This is a genomic window from Paraburkholderia sp. 35.1, assembly GCF_050436525.1.
GTDB classification, from domain to species: Bacteria; Pseudomonadota; Gammaproteobacteria; order Burkholderiales; family Burkholderiaceae; genus Paraburkholderia; species Paraburkholderia tuberum.
Map to the genome: position 1 here is coordinate 431,393 of NZ_JBNDMJ010000003.1, position 15,436 is coordinate 446,828.

Annotated in this window: 19 protein-coding genes and 1 pseudogene; 2 read left to right on the top strand and 18 right to left on the bottom strand. The window is 60.7% G+C overall.

Annotated features, from left to right (window positions below):
- Window positions 1–52 precede the first annotated feature (52 nt).
- The 14 genes from OKW27_RS21945 to OKW27_RS22010 form a co-directional block, all read right to left on the bottom strand.
- Window positions 53–424, bottom strand: a complete 372-nt coding sequence (locus tag OKW27_RS21945; RefSeq protein WP_429334833.1) for a Tox-REase-5 domain-containing protein — start codon at window positions 422–424, stop codon at window positions 53–55.
- Window positions 424–768: a hypothetical protein gene (locus OKW27_RS21950; RefSeq protein WP_429334834.1), complete on the bottom strand. Its 345-nt coding sequence runs from the start codon at window positions 766–768 to the stop codon at window positions 424–426. The genes OKW27_RS21945 and OKW27_RS21950 overlap by 1 nt, the downstream gene beginning before the upstream one ends.
- Complete coding sequence (locus OKW27_RS21955) at window positions 755–1,258, bottom strand: DUF4123 domain-containing protein (RefSeq protein WP_429334835.1); 504 nt, start codon at window positions 1,256–1,258, stop codon at window positions 755–757. Before OKW27_RS21955 ends, OKW27_RS21950 begins: the two co-directional genes overlap by 14 nt.
- Window positions 1,258–1,617, bottom strand: coding sequence for a hypothetical protein (locus OKW27_RS21960; protein WP_429334836.1), 360 nt, complete (start codon window positions 1,615–1,617; stop codon window positions 1,258–1,260). The genes OKW27_RS21955 and OKW27_RS21960 overlap by 1 nt, the downstream gene beginning before the upstream one ends.
- Window positions 1,618–1,823: 206 nt before the next feature.
- Window positions 1,824–2,225, bottom strand: a complete 402-nt coding sequence (locus OKW27_RS21965; RefSeq protein WP_262420143.1) for a hypothetical protein — start codon at window positions 2,223–2,225, stop codon at window positions 1,824–1,826.
- A 275-nt stretch (window positions 2,226–2,500) separates the two neighbouring features.
- The gene (locus OKW27_RS21970; RefSeq protein WP_187614527.1) at window positions 2,501–2,665 is read right to left on the bottom strand and encodes a hypothetical protein; all 165 of its coding nucleotides are present in this window, start codon (window positions 2,663–2,665) and stop codon (window positions 2,501–2,503) included.
- A 55-nt stretch (window positions 2,666–2,720) separates the two neighbouring features.
- Window positions 2,721–4,010, bottom strand: coding sequence for a hypothetical protein (locus tag OKW27_RS21975; RefSeq protein ID WP_429334837.1), 1,290 nt, complete (start codon window positions 4,008–4,010; stop codon window positions 2,721–2,723).
- A gap of 1 nt (window position 4,011) precedes the next feature.
- Window positions 4,012–4,239: a hypothetical protein gene (locus tag OKW27_RS21980; RefSeq protein WP_429334838.1), complete on the bottom strand. Its 228-nt coding sequence runs from the start codon at window positions 4,237–4,239 to the stop codon at window positions 4,012–4,014.
- Window positions 4,221–4,934 (bottom strand): hypothetical protein, encoded by a 714-nt coding sequence (locus tag OKW27_RS21985; protein ID WP_429334839.1) that lies wholly within the window; start codon window positions 4,932–4,934, stop codon window positions 4,221–4,223. Before OKW27_RS21985 ends, OKW27_RS21980 begins: the two co-directional genes overlap by 19 nt.
- Before the next feature lie 12 nt (window positions 4,935–4,946).
- Window positions 4,947–5,567, bottom strand: coding sequence for a YmfQ family protein (locus OKW27_RS21990; RefSeq protein WP_429334840.1), 621 nt, complete (start codon window positions 5,565–5,567; stop codon window positions 4,947–4,949).
- Window positions 5,558–6,670 carry a baseplate J/gp47 family protein gene (locus OKW27_RS21995; protein WP_429334841.1) on the bottom strand — a complete coding sequence of 371 codons (1,113 nt, stop codon included), beginning with the start codon at window positions 6,668–6,670 and terminating at the stop codon, window positions 5,558–5,560. Before OKW27_RS21995 ends, OKW27_RS21990 begins: the two co-directional genes overlap by 10 nt.
- A 30-nt stretch (window positions 6,671–6,700) precedes the next feature.
- Window positions 6,701–7,135, bottom strand: a complete 435-nt coding sequence (locus tag OKW27_RS22000; RefSeq protein ID WP_429334842.1) for a phage GP46 family protein — start codon at window positions 7,133–7,135, stop codon at window positions 6,701–6,703.
- Window positions 7,136–7,145: 10 nt separating this feature from the next.
- Window positions 7,146–7,733, bottom strand: a complete 588-nt coding sequence (locus OKW27_RS22005; RefSeq protein WP_429334843.1) for a phage baseplate assembly protein V — start codon at window positions 7,731–7,733, stop codon at window positions 7,146–7,148.
- Window positions 7,734–7,741: 8 nt separating this feature from the next.
- Window positions 7,742–8,806, bottom strand: coding sequence for a phage baseplate assembly protein (locus OKW27_RS22010; RefSeq protein WP_429334844.1), 1,065 nt, complete (start codon window positions 8,804–8,806; stop codon window positions 7,742–7,744).
- Between the two features lie 322 nt (window positions 8,807–9,128).
- On the opposite strand from OKW27_RS22010, the gene OKW27_RS22015 reads away from it, so the two are divergent.
- A complete protein-coding gene (locus OKW27_RS22015; protein ID WP_429334845.1) occupies window positions 9,129–9,443 on the top strand; it encodes a hypothetical protein in 315 nt (104 codons plus the stop codon).
- Between the two features lie 2 nt (window positions 9,444–9,445).
- Complete coding sequence (locus OKW27_RS22020) at window positions 9,446–9,766, top strand: hypothetical protein (protein ID WP_429334846.1); 321 nt, start codon at window positions 9,446–9,448, stop codon at window positions 9,764–9,766.
- A 512-nt stretch (window positions 9,767–10,278) separates the two neighbouring features.
- Here the strand turns inward: OKW27_RS22020 and OKW27_RS22025 are convergent.
- The 4 genes and pseudogenes from OKW27_RS22025 to OKW27_RS22040 all read right to left on the bottom strand — a co-directional run bounded on the left by OKW27_RS22025 (window position 10,279) and on the right by OKW27_RS22040 (window position 15,433).
- Window positions 10,279–11,829, bottom strand: a complete 1,551-nt coding sequence (locus OKW27_RS22025) for a hypothetical protein (RefSeq protein WP_429334847.1) — start codon at window positions 11,827–11,829, stop codon at window positions 10,279–10,281.
- 302 nt (window positions 11,830–12,131) lie between these two features.
- On the bottom strand, window positions 12,132–12,977 hold the full coding sequence (locus tag OKW27_RS22030) for a hypothetical protein (RefSeq protein ID WP_429334848.1): 846 nt from the start codon (window positions 12,975–12,977) through the stop codon (window positions 12,132–12,134).
- 217 nt (window positions 12,978–13,194) lie between these two features.
- Window positions 13,195–13,473, bottom strand: a pseudogene (locus tag OKW27_RS22035) (DNA circularization N-terminal domain-containing protein); the annotation flags it as partial.
- 4 nt (window positions 13,474–13,477) lie between these two features.
- Complete coding sequence (locus tag OKW27_RS22040) at window positions 13,478–15,433, bottom strand: transglycosylase SLT domain-containing protein (RefSeq protein WP_429334849.1); 1,956 nt, start codon at window positions 15,431–15,433, stop codon at window positions 13,478–13,480.
- Window positions 15,434–15,436: the final 3 nt, after the last annotated feature.

Here is a 15,436-nt window from a genome sequence, read left to right on the forward strand (position 1 = left end):
AAGAAAAAGAATTTTGGCTTTCCCCTATTGTCAAAGAAAAAGTCGTAGTTTGCTAGTTTGCCTTAGCTTCCTGCAACAAGCATTTCGCCTTTTCGAAGCCATCAAAATCCTTGTTACTGAAGTTCCATTCCCATCCTGGAGCAAAGCCAGTTACGTAGTACTGGTACCTCGCTGAAAGCTCCGACATTTCATACGGTACAGGAGCTTTAGTACCTTTTTCTGCTGGACACTTGCACGGCCTCTCACGTTCGCGGCTCCGGTCACGCGGCAGTTCGCCCCATCCGCCGTCTGCACCCGCGCCAGTGCCGCTGCTGCCTGCGGGACCAGCAGACGGTGCGGCGGTGGGGACCGGAACAGGCATAGGCATTGCCTGCGCCATTGCGTTTGCTGCGCGTGCGAGCGTCGCCGGGAATGGAATACCCATCAGCGTTTCTCCTTCATTTCCTGTTGCCTTTTACCCGTTGCCTGTAGCAGCATTTCAAATCGCTGTTCAGCCGGAACGCCTGATTTGTGCAGCCATGCCATGACCGCCGGAATCCGGTAAAACCCCGGCGTGGTGGCTTCCATATACAGGAAATTGACTATCGGCACGTCACGCGTAAAGCGGAGTACCTTGGTTTGCGCGAAGGCCGCATTAAGCCGGTCGCGCAAGGTCGGATCATTGGCCAGCGCGGGATAGTCGCACACGACATGACCACGGATAAAGTCCACATAGTTGCGGTCTTCGTGGGCTTTCAGAAGCGCCCATTGCCCTTCAGTAAATTCCATTGTCGTTGATGGTGAACCGTCGTCCTTCGTTGAGGTAGTGCCACGCGTCGGCAGCCTTGAAAAGCTCGCGCTCGCTCCTGCCGTGGCATACCGCATTGAGCGCATGCAGCACCCTGGGGTCCCAGAAGCGCAGCAGGGCGGAACGTCCGTCCGGTATTCGGGTATCCAGGTGCGGGCGCAGCTTTGCGGCCTGCCTCTCCAGGCTCTCTGAGGTGATCAGCCAGATCACGCCAGGGCGGGCCTGTTCGAGCTCGCGCAGGACCGCAAGATGGTCGCGCGCCGTCGTCGGATCAACCAGCCACGGCCCCGCGTGTGCGAGTGCCATGTCGTTCGTGCCCGCGAACAGCGAAACCGTCCTATCGTTTTCGGGCATGAATTGCTGGCCGGTATGCTGCTGGTAATGAATACCGTCCACCAGCGCCAGCACGTGGCCACTGAAGTGCCGTTCCCCATACTGGCGAAGCTGTTCATTGACAGAGGCGGGAATCATCAGCGCTCCAGGGTCATTGCGCCTTGCCCGGCAGCGTGGATCATGCATTCGAGACAGATAGACGACTGCGGAAGCACCGATCGGGGTGTTGCGCCGTGGAGCGATAACGGGCCTTTTTTCTGCGCAGTATCAGGGGTGCGTCCGCGACAATTGCACGCCCATGCGTAACCCAGGGCTTCGGCCATCTCGTAACCGGTTGCATAGGACTTCAGACTATCGAACGGAAACCATTCGCCGGTTTCGGCGTTCAGCGCCATTGCAGACGGCATTGGCGGGAAGTTTGAGTAGATTGAATAGGTGATACGGCAAAGGTCGCACTCTTCCTTGCCCATGGTTTCATCCCGTTTCTGTTGCTCCATCTGACCTCTGCTGTTTTTCCAGAACACACCCGACGAATTAACTATCCAAAACGCGACACGGTCAACGACTTTAAATTGAGATAAAGCCGTTTTGACAGATTTTCACAATTGCCCTTCCTATCTCAATTTAAGGTGCATTTTTCCAATATCACCGTCCAACAAAAAAGCGGCATTGAGCCGCTTTTCCCGTAAGTGATCGACGCCGGTTAGTGCTTTGTCCATGAAGCGTCCATAGCCGCAAGTTTCCCGTTCGCGCCCTGCGCAGCGTCAGCGAGAATCGCTGCCGCGTCCTGCGGTGTCAGTTGGCGGTTAGGAAGCCCCTTGGCGTCGAGCGCAAGCACCGTGAACAGTTCCTGATCGCAGCGGTTGGTCGCGTGGTAGTTCTCGCCGATCTGGATCATCAGTTCCAGCAGGCTGCGGTGTTCGTGTCTTTCCTCGACAGTCACAGCAGGACTCCTGAGCATTGAGGTCGCAAGTGTGATCAGGTGTTGAAGTTGCTGGCTCTGCCGATCACAAAGATGGAAGGCCGCAAGCGCGAGCCGTTCATACTGGAGAGCGTCTACAGGGGGACGAGAGGGAGATTGCTGCTTTCGGGTGGGTTTGGTCATGCGCGGTCCTGGTTATCGTGAAGGATCGCCCGGACACATAAGGAGGTGGTGAGCGGGCGCAGTGACAGGGTTGGCAGACCGGACTTGAAGACCAACGACCGGCAGGCGCGAGCGCCTCCCTGCCAAGGCCCGCCCGTAGAAAACAGACGTGCAGCGGCAAAGGCATCGCCTGCTAGGCAGGCGTGCCGGTCTTCAAGATTTTTCAGGCTGCCAAGCCTGATCCGTCGATGTTTTGACGGCATTCCGATTATAAGCGGATGCTGGAGAATTCGCGATTATTGGGATAGTGCGCTGTCGCGAAGGCTCGAGGGGACTTTCACCGTCCCCGTATGACCTTCAATGCCGCTCACGGTGTTGTCGTTTCCTTCGATGTAAATCACGGTGCAGGCCGTCAGCATCGGGACCGCGAGAACGAGCAGGATCAACGCAACGCGTCGCATGATGGAGTTCTCCTGCGCGACAGGTAGGCGTCTACCGTCCGTGCCGTTTGCCTCATCAACTGTATTCACGCATGATCAGCAGCCCGTCGCTGCCATTGCCAGCGTTGTACGAACCTGGCAGGCCGGTTCCACCGCCGCCGCCCGCTCCCCGACCTGTGGCGTCATGAACCGGAGTCGCCCCGGAAGGACCATAGACACCGCCCATCCCGGCAGTGCCGAACATCGACCTTCCGCCTGCGGTGTAATTCGATGCTGTCGTGCTGACAACCGGCAGGGAGCCTTCGCCGCGCAGGTTCAGGTCGCCACCGATGCCAGTTCCACCGGGCGCACCGAGCAGGACGGCATTCGTGGCCGAGCCAGACCCGCCTGCGCCACCGGTCGCGACGGCAAGGGGTGATCGCAGGTCTCCCAGATGAGTCAGATAGCCGGGACTACCCGCGTTGCCCGAAGCTGGTACGGTACCACCCTCACCGATGCCGATATCCAACTCGTCCGGCAGACTGTCAGCGGAGCGGCGCAGCCAGACATAGCCTCCCGCGCCGCCACCCGTTGCCGTGCCCGCATTGGACGTCCGGCTGGCGACACCGCCCGAGCCGCCACCGCCCTGAAGTGCGGTCTCCACCATAGCCGGACTGTGATCCGACTTCCGCCACGGCGGATTCGCGATCGAATGTGTACCCGTTCCCACATCGGTCATCGATATGGTGTCGCCCTGTACGCTGGCGATCTGGAACGTGCTCTGGTCGGTGGATACCTGAACTACGGAATAGGTCGTGCCCCGCGTGATGTTGGCGGGTAACGTGTCGGTACTGTCGAACGTCACCGGCGATCCCGTGAGAGGCGCACGGTGTGAACAGTTGATGACCGGCGACCCCGCTGAAAACGTGACGCTTTGCTCCACAACCGAATAGACGGTGACCGCAAGCAGCGTCGAGCCGCGTGTCGGCTGCGGAATTTCCGGTCTGTTGAGGATCGCGGCGACACCGGTCTCAGCGTTCCAGTCGGCATTGACCTGCGCCGCAGGAATAAGCGGCTGGTCCGTCAGGTCGTGGTAGCTGCCAGTGGTGGCAACCGTTGCAAGACTGTCGGTAATCGTACTGACCGTTTTCGCGAACGAGTCAACGAGGACATCCGCAAGCTGGTTGACTTGCGTGAAGTCCGGTGTTCCACCAAGCGCGATGATGGCGTTGCGCAGTTCCTCGGTAATCGCGTGATACCACCACTCGCCGGGCACAGTTCCGGTAACGCCCGCCGCCGGATTGCCATTTGCCGGAAAGCCCCCCGGATTATCTGGGGGTGTTTCGGGCGCATCCTCGACCGCGTTGGCCTGCCAGTAGCGATCCATGTCATTCCCCGTCACCCGGTACAAAGTCGGCGATATCGCCAAAGTCCCCCGCGAGGCACGCCTCGAAAATGTCGCGACCGTGCTCGTGCGGATCGTCCGACATGGCGATGAATGGCATGAAGTTGTCGAAGCGCTCAAAGTGGACCTCGCAACGAATGCCGGTGTGTTCCGGGTCGGCCCATGCGGGATTCCTGACAGCAACAATGTCCATCACGCGATCCTCGTCCATACGCCCCAATAATCGGATGCAGCGGCCGCATTGCCGCTGCTAAGCCACGTTCCGGGGCGCCCCGGCAGCGCTGCGACCGTACCTTCCGGCGCGGACTGGCTGCTATCGCCTGCACGCACAATGAACGCCACCCACCCGATTCCGTTTCCGCTAAGCGGTTGCAGGTTGGCCGGTGTCCATGCGCCGCCCACCTGGCCTCGCAGATCGTTCACCGCGTTGTTCACGTTGTTGATGCTGTTTTGCAGGTTGCTGACGTTGCCCTGCAGCTCAGCCTCGAAGACCACGTTGCCCTCGTCGGTCTGGTCAACCGTGACACCCAGCCCGCTCCCGTTGGTTCGCCATCCGATATGCACCTTGTTCGCCCCCTGGCTCACGCCGCCGCCTTGCTCCACGGGCGTGAATCCGAGCGGTGCAGGCGTCCCGATCACGTCTTCATATCTGATCGAAACGGCGAGATGCGCGAGCGCCGCAAGCAGCGCCTGCGCGAGTTGATCGACCTTCGTATGGTCGGGCGATGCGCCGAGCGCGACGATGGCATTGCGTAGTTCCTCGGTGATCGAATGAAACCACCACGCACCCGGCGTCGTCGGCGCAATCGCCGCAGGCAGACTGCCGTCTGTCGGAAAGCCGCCCTCGCTATCAACGGGCACGGCTGGCGCCTGAGCGGCGCTGTTCGCTTCCCAATAGCGATCCACGTTGATTCCCTCTCAGTGATGGGAGAACGCCACAACCGACTGTGCAGGCGCATAGCGGCGCAGCAGACATTCGATCATCGTCAGCGTCGGCGACGTGCCCCAATCGGAGAGCGGATTGTCTACGGTGTCCGCGACCGTGTTCCATCGCGGCGGCGGCGCGCTGATGACATCGACCAGCCAGCCATGCGCCCAGTCGGTATCGGCAAGCGGTGCGGTGACGGTGCGCATGACGTGGTGAACGGCAAATTCCGTAATCGTGATCGTGTAGCCGAGTGTCGCGGCGAGCGCCCTGAAATAGTCGATGGACTGCCCACCTGTGCCGATCAGTCGCGCGACGATCTGTAGCCGGTTCTCGTCGTCCGAGTCGAACGGCCCAAAACATGGATCAGGCAGCGCAAGCGAAGCGTTCCATTCGGGTAGCAGCGCGTCGGCGGTCGCCGGGAACGAGCCTGCGATCAGCGTGAGCGCGTCGCGGTCGACCGTGGCGGGTGTGTTCGCGAGCGCATCGAGTACGGCTGCCTGTGTGCCGCTGTCCTCGCGCGTCCAGACGCGTCCACGCGGTAGCAGTCGCCGCAATGCGCCTGCGTAGTCCGCGCGGCTGTAGCGCGCCGGGTTCATGTCAGTTACGACCACGTAACCTCACCGGGCACCGCGAGCGCACCGGCCGGAAGCATCACGTCGTCAGTCGGCGCGAGAATGAGGAAATCATTGATGCCGGAGACGGCGGCAATGGCCGACCACAGATGCGCGAGAATCAGGAATCCGCCCGGTTCGCCCTCGCTCTTCATCAGTCCCGCGATAGCGTCGAGCGCGGCGTCCTGCCTGTCGGGCGCCACGCCACGAAGGCTGATATCGACCGGGTACGCCATTGGCGCGACGACATACACCAGCGCGGTAACGGGCCGCAATGGATAGATCGCGTTCGCCACGGCGAGCTGGTCGCCGGTCGCAGGCGTGTCTCTTGTCTCGGCGGATGCGACACCGTCTGTACCCTGCGGGAAGCCGCCATGCTGCGCGTTAGCCTCATCGAGCATCACGAACACGATGACCGTACCGGCACCGTAGCCATTGCCCGTACACCAGGCCCGCGTGACTCCCGGAACGGCAAGCGCCCATGCGACATAATCGCTGGCCGCCCCACCTTGCGGCGGGTTCTGGTAGACGAACAGGACACGCGCACGGTAGGCATCGTTCGATTCAATATCCGCGCCGCCTCGGAATGCCGTTGCGGCAACGCCGGTCGAATCGATACCCGGAATCGCGCTGGCGAGCGTGAATTGCGTCCCGGCCGCGCAATCGCCGTTCAGGCCTGCCAGTCCTGCCGGGTCCGGGTTCGCGGTCGCGGCCACCGTGACCTTACCCGCTTCGACGGCAGCCGCCGCAGTGACCGTGTAGGGCAATCCGTCGCTGCGCTTCAGTCCCGTTCCGGTATTGACCGGTACGCCTTCGGAGCCGGTGAACGTAACGAGCCCCGAGGACTGCGACGCGCTCTTGCGCAATACGCCCCTGAGCGCGCCCCACGCCTCGAGGAATTCATCGGTCGCCGTGAAGGGCGTAGCCTGCAATGCGATCCAGTCGAGATACCCGTACTGCATGTGCGCGAGCCCGGCCTGAACGTCGCCGAGCACGCGCAGATTCGAGAAGCGCAACAGGGCATCGGCACCCGGCAGGTTCGCATTCAGTTCCTGCGCAACCTGATTGCGCAGGGCCGTCAGCGTCGGACGTGAGAAAGGCATGCGCCTTAAGAAAGGGACTACCTGTCGGGGCTAGGTTCCCGTCCACACCCTGGGGAAGCTCATCGCGACGCGCGTGCCGTCGCGGCGGTCCGCGACAATCGCCAGGTCGAGCCGGTTGGGCGTGACCCACTGCGGCGTAATGTCGAAGCGCGCCACCACGCCGTCATCGAGCATCCATTGCAGCGCCTCGCTCGCGTAGTCACCGGCGCGCTGCGCCACGTCGCGCGGTCCCTTGACCCGCGAGAGCAGCCACAGGCGCGAGCCGATCGGGTAGTCGGCACTGTCACCCCACCAGCCGCGCCGGTCGTCGTCCGGTATTTCGTCGCTCGGCAATGCCAGCCGGTCACTGAAGAGGCTGATAAGCACGGCTGTCTGCAGATCGTCGCCGGATCGCAGGGACGCGCCCGCAAGCAGCCAGTCGCCGCGCATGTCCGCTACATTCCAGACGGTCGAGATATCGCCCACGGCGCGGTAATCAAAGCTGCGGTTGCGGTGTGTCGCTGGTTGCGTTATCGCTGCCGCGCTGCACGTCTGGTACAGGGTGATGATGCGAGTTGTAGACGGCGCGCGAACCGGCGGCGGTGTGCGGGTTAGTCGCGCTGTTGTCGCGCATGTCGCCCGCACAGGTGATATTGCCGTCGCCCTCGATATCCCCGGTGCAGCGGAACAGCGGCGCGTCGGCGGTGATCTGCGGCGCGTTGGTGATCGTGACAGGTTGACCGCCACCGTTGACGACGATCCCCGCTGCGGACAGATGGACCGACTGCCCCTTGTCATCGCTGATGCACACCTCGCCCGGTGCGAGATTGCGGAATCGGTACTGCTGGTTGCCGCATGCAATCACCACGCCGTTGGTGCGGTCGCCACCGAGAAACACCGCGAGCGCATCGCTACCCGCTGGCGGATTGGACTGGAACCCGTATTCCGCGAGTCGCGGCGTGCCGTCGCGTGTCTCGCTCGCCGATAGCTGCATCTGTACGAGTTGGGCCGCGCCGCCATCATCCACGCGCGTAAGGCGTCCACGTCCGAGCGCGCGAACGAGGCTCCAGAACAGGTGTTCCACGATTGGCGCTATCGTTGCGCGAGCGCGGCAGCAGCATCCGCAGGCAACGGCAGATAGAGGATCGGTTCGGGCCGGAACGCTTCCGGGGGCATCAGTGTGATTTCGCAGCCGGTCCCGCTCATGTCGCGCCGGTAGGTCACTTCACCAAGGGTCCACTTCGCGCCATCAATGAGCTTCAGTTGCGGCAGCGAGAGCGCGGCCAGCGTGTTCGGCGCATAGAGCGCACCGGTGCTGTCGCGCCATGACGTGGCCGTGATTGATACCACGTTACCGCGCCCGATGCGCCGGTTGCACTCCCATAGCGCGTGCGCGTTCGACACGTCCGCGCCCGCGTCGCCGTTCTGCGCGATGAACGCCTTGGGACGGAAACGCGGCATGGTGTCATCAGCCACCGTGTATTCGGCGAGCGGCTGCTGACCGGCATCCGTGAAAATGCCAGTGCCGACCAGATAGACACGGTATTCGCTGAAGCGCTGCGAGATATCGCGGGTATAGCTCGCCTGCTCGACATTGACGCCCATCGCGAAGCCGCCTGCGGCTTCTGCGGCCGATAGCGGGCCGATGACCAGATCGCCGTCCGCGTCCTCGTAGCACAGCGTGCGTGCGAGCTTGCATAGACGGTCGATGACCTGATAGGCCGATTCGCCAACGTTCAGACAGACCTGCGCATGGACGATGCCCGGTGATAGTGCCTTGACCGCAATCCCGAATCGTTCGCATAGCGCTGCCGCTATGTCGGCCGTCGCCACGTTGACGAACTGGAACGAATCAGACTGCGCGGCGCAGTCCACGAGGTCTTCGCATTTGCCGCGTCCCGAGATGGACAAGGTATGCGTTGTCGCGCTGACGGCTTCCGTCACCCGGTCAACGTAGCCGGTAATGACCGCATCCGCGCCGATCTTCAGGACGCAGGGGTCGCCTTCGATGACCACGACCGTTGTTGTGTTCGGATAGCGCTCGGTCATCGAGATATCGAAGTCGGCCGGGATACGCTCCATGCCGCGCGTGATGCGCACGCTTTTCCAGCCCGCGACGGTCGAACCGCTGACGGTCAGGGAAACGTCGTCGCTCATGAAGACAATGATAGTATTCGACGCTACTAGGGAGCGTATTCAGTCCGCCAACTGCACTGGGCGCGACTGCCGCCTATCGGCCACGATCAGTCAGTCGCTATCGCAGAACGAATGTCCGGTATTCGGTAGGCGTATCATGGGCTAGGCATTACAGCATCGTCAGACGTCATTCCGCGCGAGTGAAAGCGGCGGTTCGTGCGGAAACGCATATACGTCGCCTTTGCTGTATGCCAGTCTCGCAACGCAGTCGTCGTACAAAATACCAGAAAAGCGAACGTATGCGCGGCTAGAACTGCCCGGATCTTCTGAGGAGACAACGACGATGGCTTCTACTGGAAACGACAACTTTGGAACTGCCGAAGAGACCGCAGCTCGCGACAAATTCGTCGAAGCCAAAATCCTAGCGGCGATAGAGGAGTCAAAGTACACGTGGCGTACGGCCGAGGGAATTTCTAAGGAGGTGAATTATCCAGAACAACAAGTGGAAGAAATCCTGAACAGGTCGGAACAGTTTATCAAGGCGATACGAAGCAATCAGCATGGGCAGCCACTGTACTCGACGAGAGAGAAATATGAGGCTGACGCTGGCATCCGGGAGCGGCTGTTGAGCGTCATCACAAACAAGCTAGGCGGGTAGCAATGGATACTCCCCAGCACATCAGTTTCGGGCTACTTGTCCTCCTCGCGGGAATTGGCGGTTTCATACTCAACATGATGAACCTGTGGGAAGACAGCAAAAGACCGAAAAAAGAACGGGTGCCCAAGGATTTTCTCTATTTTGTTTTTTTTGTTTTTTGGCCCGTTGCTGGAGCCCTATTGGCGTGGATATATGCCTTGGACGGGTCTTCGTTGCGTCCGTTCCTGGCATTCTCAATCGGGCTCTCAACTCCAACGACAATCCAAGCTCTGATAAAAACGGCGAGCGCAGGGTCCGGTTCTCCGAGAGGGGCGGAAGAGTAGCGAACTATGTCTGCTACGAGCACTTAAAAAAGGCTCCTGCGGGCGAGCTGTCCGCATCCTCGGCAGACAATTCGCCCGGAAGGCGGCGGCGTCCATTGCGCATTTGAAAGATGGCTTGCCAGCCATCGGCTCAGGAAGTAGAACCGCCCGCCAAGCATAAACTTGAGACCGATTGTTACGGAAATCTGCCACCACGAAAAGCGGCCGTTGGTTCGGCTGCGCTGAATATCGCGTAGGGGTCGGCTACGGAAGTTCGTCAGCGGACCGGGCTCGGCCACAAGGAGACGTTCTGAACCCATTCCTTGTCGTCCTAAAGCGGACACTCAAACTCGGAAGTACCTTATCCACAAACATGAGAACGAATGAAAGACGCTCTCAAATAAAAGTGGCGCAATTTCCATTCGACGCGGGGTCTATTGCTGGAAACGGCCGAGCAGAATTGGCGCGACGGCGCTTCGCCACCTCTTATGCAGCTAAATGAAACTTGTGTTGACACTGATGCTTCGGCTTTGTCATTTGATATACATATCTATGATGACCGAATATAACGTCGCAAGTTGTGGATTGGCCCCAAAACTCGGCAAATGGTACCAGCGCACAGCACCGTAGGGAGCTGAAACATCGGGAGCCCATCCGCTGGCTATTCCGGCAACTATTCGTTGTTTTACATCGGCCATATCCGCGTCATGAGGATGGGCGTAATAAGTTCCGAGATACGATCCATAACTGTTAGCGCGCAGGGCGGCATATTGATGAACTGCGGCATCGCTAACAAGCGTTGGATACCTCAATTTGGCCATGATCAAATGCACGATATGATTAAGATCATCGCCGACATCATCTGGATCGAGATGCGAAGCTCGGATTCGAATAATTGTATTCGCGAGCAACTCGGCCTCGCCTTGAGCACCACTTTGAACGATTGTAGAGGGAAGTAAATTATTTATGTCAGGGACCATTGGATCCTGATTCAACGCGCGCCGAAACAGGTTGGTTGTACTTGGCCCGATGATGTCGCCGCTAAAAACATTCGTTAACCTGCACGATTGATAGGCTGCTTGTTTATCGACCTCGCAGGCGTACTTTTTGCCCGTCTTCGCAGATTCACAGGCGGCTTTATCGGCCTTATACAGCGCGTTCTGCGCAGCCTTTCCTGACTCGCAGGAGGCCTTGGCGCCCGCGTACCCGGCGTTTTGACTCGCCTTCTCGGCCTCGCAAGTGGCCTTAGCCGTCTGATACGCTGTGTTCTGTGCAGCTTTCGCCGCTTCACATGCGGCCCCAGTGGCATCATATATTTTATTTTGACCTGCTTTTGCTATTTCACACAGCGGATCATTTCCGGTCTGCGAGCAGCCGCCAGTAAATATATTTCGTACTATGCAAACCGAGCAGCTCCGCTCGTCGTGAGGTTGGCCGCAATTTCGAGTGTCGACAGCCAGGGAGCAATCACGCTTATCAACCTGTAACGTGCAATCTCGATCGTCCTGTTTCAAAGAGCAGTCCGCAGTTGCGTCGCATCCCCGCTTCTTAATATCACCGCAATTTGGACCATCCTGGCCTAGAAAATTTCGCCAGTTTCCGTTAAACGCGTGTTTCCCGACAATATCCTCTGGCAGTGCGTTCCACAGGCGCTTTAGTTCTTCAGTTTTCCCCCAAACACCCATGGCGGCGATTAGCGGAACGAGTTGGTCACGAGAAGTGCCCCATTCCTTGCTGAACGGATCGTTCCAAGGTGGCAATTTTGGATGTCTATAGAAAACACCGTCGCCATTCGGTTCGAGTAGCTTTAGCACTTGGTCGAAATTCAACCTGCGCGTGGGCTGCCATGGCGGCAATCCGGGCGTATTCTGTCGAATCCACACACCAAACCAGTACCATCCTTCACGTTGAGCAGTATCGCCGCCATCAAAATGGCCGTTCTTGTCCATATGGACTATCAAACCGTCATTGTCAAAATAAATGGGCCGGTCCTCAATCCCTGCTGCCAATAATCGTTCACCTCCCAAGAAAAATGAAACCAAAACGAGAATATGACAGACAGAGCGGATTTGTCGCGTGTACATTTCTGCCCTCATATTGATCTTGTTGCGCCAGTTGAATTATTGCCTACGGTTCATGTGTCGACCACCACAAAGCATAGGAGAACAATGCTGTTTTAGTCGGACAGACGCCAGACTTGGACGATATTTTCTTTGTTAAATGTGAAAAAAGTGACGTTAAACTGTCGTGCACGAAATATTTAAAACGCCAATTACTTAATGCAGTATCTGAAGGCCGGACTAGCCTTGGTCTAAGATCCGCGAAGGTTCCCTTGTGGGTCGATGACAGCCGATCACCACAGGCTGTCAAACGGCACCCAGCCTGGTTAGGGTAATGAAGCGCTAAAGACGGTTGGGGCGAAGGCAGGATGAACCGGTGCGGCCTGCTGTAGCAATGCATCGTAGCGCGTCACGTCCTGATAGAGCCGTTGCGCCAGTACGAGCAGCGGCATGGATTCCGGTGTCGTGACCATCTGCATCGTCGCCAGTGACGCGCCTCGCGTAGTCAGGTCCTGCACGACCGCAACCTCAAGCGCACGCAGCGCGGTAAAGGTTGCGTCGTCGACGCTATCCCCCGCTGTCGTGATTTCATTATCGAGCGCATCGCATACCGTCGAGCGCAACGCTTCGGCGTCTTCGAGCGAGGCGAGCGCGTAACCGGTCGTACTCTGTGCGAGCGCAATCACGGCACTACGCCGATACAGCAGCGTCGTTATCGTATTCGCCGAGGCAAGCGCGGCGGTCGCGCGCTGCTGCGGACTGACAGACGCCTGAAGCGCGACAAGCGATTGCACGGCCTGATGTGGATCGGGATTCGCATTCTGCACGGCTCCCACCAGCGCCCGTGTAGCGTCCGACATGCCGGGCCAGTCCGAGACGGCCGCAGCGCTCCTCAGCGCTTCGCCCGCGACGCCTACCGCGGTGCGCGCCTGCGCACCGGCGCCGATCAGGTCCTGTATCGTCGTTGCCGGTTGCCGCACAGCGGCGGTGAACTGGCCCACGAACCGGCCGTACCGGCCTTTGAGCGTCGCGACCATCGCAACCAGGCTAGTTGCTCGCTGCGTGATCGCCTGCGCCTCCACGACGAAGTTCTGCGCAGTGCGTTCGATCTCGCCCACCACGGCCGGTGGCGACAGAACGGCGGATACCGTATTGAAGAAGTCCTGCGCCACTGCCGCGAATGCGGCGACGGCTGACAGGCCGGTCTGTACCTGCGTCGCAATCGCCAGCGTCGGAAACTGCTGCGCGCCCCGACTCGATGAACGAGAAGCGCAGTTCGAAGTACCGGCCGCGCTCCGAACGTTCCTCGCACTCGAATTCGATCAGCGCGACGTTCAGCCGCCCAAGCGACGGATGCACCAGTTCACCATCGGCGCCGTCACTGTCGCCGGGCTGCTCGCAGACGCGGATCATCGCCGCGCGCTGCGCGATCACGTCACCGCCGCCGGGGGTACCCAGATAGGCGGCATCCTGAAGCAGAAAACCGCTCAGGCTGATGCGCCGTCCTGCGCGTCCGAGGTCTTCGACCCATACCTCATCGCGGTACGGATATTCATGCGGGACATTGCGCCGCCCGACCTTGAGCGTCGAACCTGTCACGCCGAACGGCACGCCCCGCCATGACGCGGCCTGCAACGCGCTGAAGAACGGATACTTGGCCACAGCCATCTACCTAGCCGAGCGCTTCCATCGGTCGGGCGATCTTCAGACCCGCAGGCGTGCGCGTCTTGACGGTCACGCTGCCGTCGCGCGCGACGTGGACGTGGTTGTCAACGTGAACCACCGGCGCGGGCGCGTTCTGCATAGTCGCCGCCGCGCCGGGGGCATTGAGCGAAGCCACGTCCATGCCCGGATCGAGCGACGGCATGTGCGCGAGGATGCCCGGCGCATAGTCACGCGTTTCGGCCGGGGCGTTGGCGAGTCCCTTGCGGTCCAGATTTCCCTCGCCCCAGTTATAGGCTGATAGCGCGTAGGTCAGATTGCCCTTGTAGCGCGCGAGCAGGCCGGACATCTTGCGCGCCGCGGCGTCGGCGGCCTGCGCCGGATTGAACGCGTCGATCCCGTACTCGCGCGCCGTCGCGGGCATGAACTGGAACAGTCCACGCGCGCCGGCAGGACTCACCGCCATCGGGTTACCGCGCGATTCCTTCTGCGCGATGGCCGAAAGCAGTCCGGCAGGCAGACCGTAGCGCGCTTCGGTTCCGGCGAAATTGAGTTTCTGTGCCCACTGCGCGACAGCAGGATTGAGCGGCGTACCCGTTGCGGGTGTTGCGCCAGGTGCGGTCTGCGCAGGCGGGGCATTTGCCGAACCGGGCCACACGCCACCCGTTGCCGCTTCGGCCGTCCGGATGCGCCTCAGTTGTTCATCCTCGCCTTTGTTGAGGTTTTCGCTATGCAGACCCAGATACGCGCCAACGGTCGCAGGATTGACGAAGCGCAGCAACCCGCCCGCCCCGCGCGCCGCCGCGCCCGCAGCAACATACGACCTGCGCAGCAGCACCAGTCGCGCGATCAGCATGCCGATACTGGCGATTGTGGAAACCACGGACAGCGCGAAGCCGCCGACCATGTAGGCTGCTATCGCGACAGCGGCGACCTTCCAGCCGCCGATGGCATCCACCACGCGTCCGATCCACGACGCGAAGCCGATCAGGCCGGTTACAGCATCCGTGACGCCTTGGGCAAATCTGCCCCAATCGACCGATGCGAGCCAGCGCGCAAGCCGTTGCGCAAGTTCCACAATCCGCTGCGCAATCAGTTCGCGGTTTCTCGCAATCCATTCGGTAAAGCGGTCAATCATCGGGCCGAACACCGGTGCGAGACTGTCTGCAATCGATGCTTTCAGCCCATCGGCTGCCGTACGCATCCGGTCGAGCGACAGGGCGAACGCCTGCGCACGCGCGGCCATCTGCGGGGTAAAGTCACCGCGTAGCCGCCGCGCTTCGGCCTCATACGCCTGCATGCCCCGGCGACCGCGAACGAGGACCGGCAGAAGCTGCTCGACGCCGAGCGAGCGCGCCAGATTGCGCGCTGCGGCCGGGTCCGCGTGCTGGATTCTCTGGATACGATCCGCGAGGTCGTAGAGTGCGGCCTGCGTATCGGTAGCGCCGTTCTTCGTCGTGTGCAGCGTAATGCCGAGCGCCTGGATCGTCGCGAACGCGGCCTGATTGCGTCCCCAGCGTGCATCCTGCAACGTGTCTGCGAAGCCACGAAAGCCCGAGGTCATCGTATCGGCAGACACGCCCATCAGCGTCGCGGCGCTGCGCATCTGTGTGAGTTCGCCCGCCGTGATGCCTAGCAGGCGCGCGGTGCGCTCCGTTTCCGCGCCCATGCGCTCCCACTGTACGACGAGGTCGGTCAGACCCGCGAGCGTCCCGCCGCCGACCAGCGCGAGCAGCGGCGCACCGATGCGCGTCACACTCGCCGCCGCCTTGCCTGCCTTCTGCGCGACAGCATCGAGCCGCTTGCCCACTTCGGTGAGCCCCGACGCCTTCGAGAACCGTTGCACGCTGCGCGCGAGGTTCTGGTATGGGCGCGTCATGCGCGACACCGAATCGTTGATCCGGTTGATTGTCCTGGTCGCCTTGTCAACGGTCGAGATGGTGAACTGGATTGCCTGCGCTGCCATTGC

Excerpts from the sequence above, each read along its gene's own strand:
- OKW27_RS21945 (WP_429334833.1), bottom strand. The coding sequence starts at position 424 with ATGGGTATTCCATTCCCGGCGACGCTCGCACGCGCAGCAAACGCAATG.
- OKW27_RS21950 (WP_429334834.1), bottom strand. The coding sequence starts at position 768 with ATGGAATTTACTGAAGGGCAATGGGCGCTTCTGAAAGCCCACGAAGAC.
- OKW27_RS21955 (WP_429334835.1), bottom strand. The coding sequence starts at position 1,258 with ATGATTCCCGCCTCTGTCAATGAACAGCTTCGCCAGTATGGGGAACGG.
- OKW27_RS21960 (WP_429334836.1), bottom strand. The coding sequence starts at position 1,617 with ATGGAGCAACAGAAACGGGATGAAACCATGGGCAAGGAAGAGTGCGAC.
- OKW27_RS21965 (WP_262420143.1), bottom strand. The coding sequence starts at position 2,225 with ATGACCAAACCCACCCGAAAGCAGCAATCTCCCTCTCGTCCCCCTGTA.
- OKW27_RS21970 (WP_187614527.1), bottom strand. The coding sequence starts at position 2,665 with ATGCGACGCGTTGCGTTGATCCTGCTCGTTCTCGCGGTCCCGATGCTG.
- OKW27_RS21975 (WP_429334837.1), bottom strand. The coding sequence starts at position 4,010 with ATGGATCGCTACTGGCAGGCCAACGCGGTCGAGGATGCGCCCGAAACA.
- OKW27_RS21980 (WP_429334838.1), bottom strand. The coding sequence starts at position 4,239 with ATGGACGAGGATCGCGTGATGGACATTGTTGCTGTCAGGAATCCCGCA.
- OKW27_RS21995 (WP_429334841.1), bottom strand. The coding sequence starts at position 6,670 with ATGCCTTTCTCACGTCCGACGCTGACGGCCCTGCGCAATCAGGTTGCG.
- OKW27_RS22010 (WP_429334844.1), bottom strand. The coding sequence starts at position 8,806 with ATGAGCGACGACGTTTCCCTGACCGTCAGCGGTTCGACCGTCGCGGGC.
- OKW27_RS22015 (WP_429334845.1), top strand. The coding sequence starts at position 9,129 with ATGGCTTCTACTGGAAACGACAACTTTGGAACTGCCGAAGAGACCGCA.
- OKW27_RS22020 (WP_429334846.1), top strand. The coding sequence starts at position 9,446 with ATGGATACTCCCCAGCACATCAGTTTCGGGCTACTTGTCCTCCTCGCG.
- OKW27_RS22025 (WP_429334847.1), bottom strand. The coding sequence starts at position 11,829 with ATGTACACGCGACAAATCCGCTCTGTCTGTCATATTCTCGTTTTGGTT.
- OKW27_RS22040 (WP_429334849.1), bottom strand. The coding sequence starts at position 15,433 with ATGGCAGCGCAGGCAATCCAGTTCACCATCTCGACCGTTGACAAGGCG.